We start from the raw sequence: 2,307 nt of genomic DNA on the forward strand, positions 1-2,307 counted from the left end.
GTCGTCATCGCAAAATCCCCGTTTCAAAACAGGGAATCATATCCACCCAATTTTGCAACAGTCCCACGAGGGGGGAGATTGGCTAGTCGCCAATTGACAGCACCTTCCCACCCCTCCATATCTCCCTCCGTTAATGTTCTCAGGGCGGGGTGAAAGTCCCCACCGGCGGTAAGAGCCTCGGCTCGAGCCCGCGAGCGCCTCCCGGCAACAGGAGGGTCAGCAGATCCGGTGCAATTCCGGAGCCGACGGTCACAGTCCGGATGGAAGAGAACGAAACGGAAGACGGACCGCTCGCGCGGGCCGGATTTCGTATCGTGCGTCCTGATTCTGGTTCGAAACGGAAGGATGGACCCATGAATCAGCATACCCCAAAAGACTATGAAACCACCCGCATCGCCGTCATTCGCGCGCGCTGGCATGCCGATATCGTCGACCAGTGCGTGCAGGCCTTCGAGGCGGAACTCAGCACGCTCGGCGGCGGGCGCTTCGCCGTCGATGTGTTCGACGTACCGGGCGCCTACGAAATCCCGCTGCACGCCAAGACACTGGCTGCGACCGGCCGATACGCCGCGATCCTCGGCACCGCCTTCGTCGTCAATGGCGGCATCTATCGCCATGATTTCGTGGCCGGCGCCGTGCTCGACGGCATGATGAACGTGCAGCTGTCGACCGGCGTGCCGGTGCTGTCGGCGGTGCTGACGCCGCACAATTATCACGACAGCGCCGAGCATCACCGCTTCTTCTTCGAGCACTTCACCGTCAAGGGCAAGGAAGCAGCCAATGCCTGCGTGCAGATCCTGGCGGCGCGGGAGCTGATCGCGGCGTGATCCAATGAAAATGGCCGGATTTCAGCCCTGCAACAAGAATTGCGGCCTCGATGGCCGCTGACGGTTGCGGTTCCGGCGAAATCCGGCCAGAAGCATCGGGCCGGCAACCGGCCGGCCCGCGACGTTGCGCTTGAAACCAGATACGGGAGACTATTGGGTGGCTCGCATAACACTGAGACAATTGCTCGACCACGCCGCCGAATACGGCTACGGCGTACCCGCCTTCAACATGAACAATATGGAACAGGGCCTCGCCATCATGGAGGCGGCCGAGGAGACCAAGTCGCCGGTCATCCTCCAGGCAAGCCGCGGCGCCCGCGCCTACGCCAATGATGTGGTGCTGGCCAAGCTGATCGACGCGCTGGTCGAAATCCACCCCGACATCCCGGTCTGCATGCATCTCGACCACGGCAACAACGAGGCCACCTGCGTCACCGCGATCCAGTACGGCTTCACCTCGGTGATGATGGACGGCTCGCTGAAGGAAGACGGCAAGACGCCGGCCGACTATGCCTATAATTCCGGCATCACCCGGCGCGTCGTCGACATGGCGCATTGGGGCGGTGTCTCGGTTGAAGGCGAAATCGGTGTGCTCGGCTCGCTGGAGAGCGGCGGCGGCGAGCAGGAAGACGGCCACGGCGTCGAAGGCGCCATCAGCCATGACCAGCTTTTGACCGATCCGGTGCAGGCGGTGGAGTTCGTCAAGGACACCCATGTCGATGCGCTTGCGGTGGCCATGGGCACCAGCCACGGCGCCTACAAATTCTCGCGCAAGCCGGACGGTGCCGTGCTGGCGATGAACGTCATCGAGGAGATCCATCGCCGCCTGCCCAACATGCATCTGGTCATGCACGGCTCGTCCTCGGTGCCGGAGGATCTGCAGGAGATCATCAACAAGTATGGCGGCCAGATGAAGCCGACCTGGGGCGTGCCGGTGGAAGAGATCCAGCGCGGCATCAAGCACGGCGTGCGCAAGATCAACATCGACACCGACAACCGAATGGCGCTGACCGGCGCCATCCGCAAGGTGCTGACCGAGAACCCGAGCGAGTTCGATCCGCGCAAATATCTGACCCCGGCCATGGCCGCGATGAGGAAGCTGTGCAAGGAGCGCTTCGAGCAGTTCGGCACCGCTGGAAACGCGCAGAAGATCAAGCCGCTGCCGGTTGCCGAGATGGCCAAGCGGTATAAGTCTGGCAGTCTCGATCCGAAGTTTGGGTGAGGTGACGCGTCCTTCCCTTCCCCCTTGTGGGGGAAGGTGGCCTCGCGAAGCGAGGTCGGATGAGGGGTGTTCCAGCGGAGTGAGACGTTGGTGTTCCCTGGAACACCCCTCATCCGTCTCGGCGCTATCGCGCCGATCCACCTTCTCCCACAAGGGGACTGTTGCAAAATTGGGTGGATATGATTCCCTGTTTTTGAAACGGGGATTTTGCGATGACGACAAAGCCGAGCGGTCAGTTCAGTTTTGTGGAGGCTTTGC

Annotated in this window: 2 protein-coding genes and 1 riboswitch; both genes read left to right on the forward strand. The window is 61.9% G+C overall.

Annotated features, from left to right (window positions below; translation table 11 throughout):
- The first annotated feature begins 131 nt into the window (after positions 1–131).
- Positions 132–276, forward strand: a riboswitch (FMN riboswitch).
- A gap of 77 nt (positions 277–353) precedes the next feature.
- Complete coding sequence (locus ACWTU9_RS33030) at positions 354–827, forward strand: 6,7-dimethyl-8-ribityllumazine synthase (RefSeq protein WP_455861986.1); 474 nt, start codon at positions 354–356, stop codon at positions 825–827.
- A 157-nt stretch (positions 828–984) separates the two neighbouring features.
- Positions 985–2,049, forward strand: a complete 1,065-nt coding sequence (fba, locus tag ACWTU9_RS33035; RefSeq protein WP_023729260.1) for a class II fructose-bisphosphate aldolase — start codon at positions 985–987, stop codon at positions 2,047–2,049.
- Positions 2,050–2,307: the final 258 nt, after the last annotated feature.

It is taken from the genome of Mesorhizobium sp. 128a, assembly GCF_053848025.1.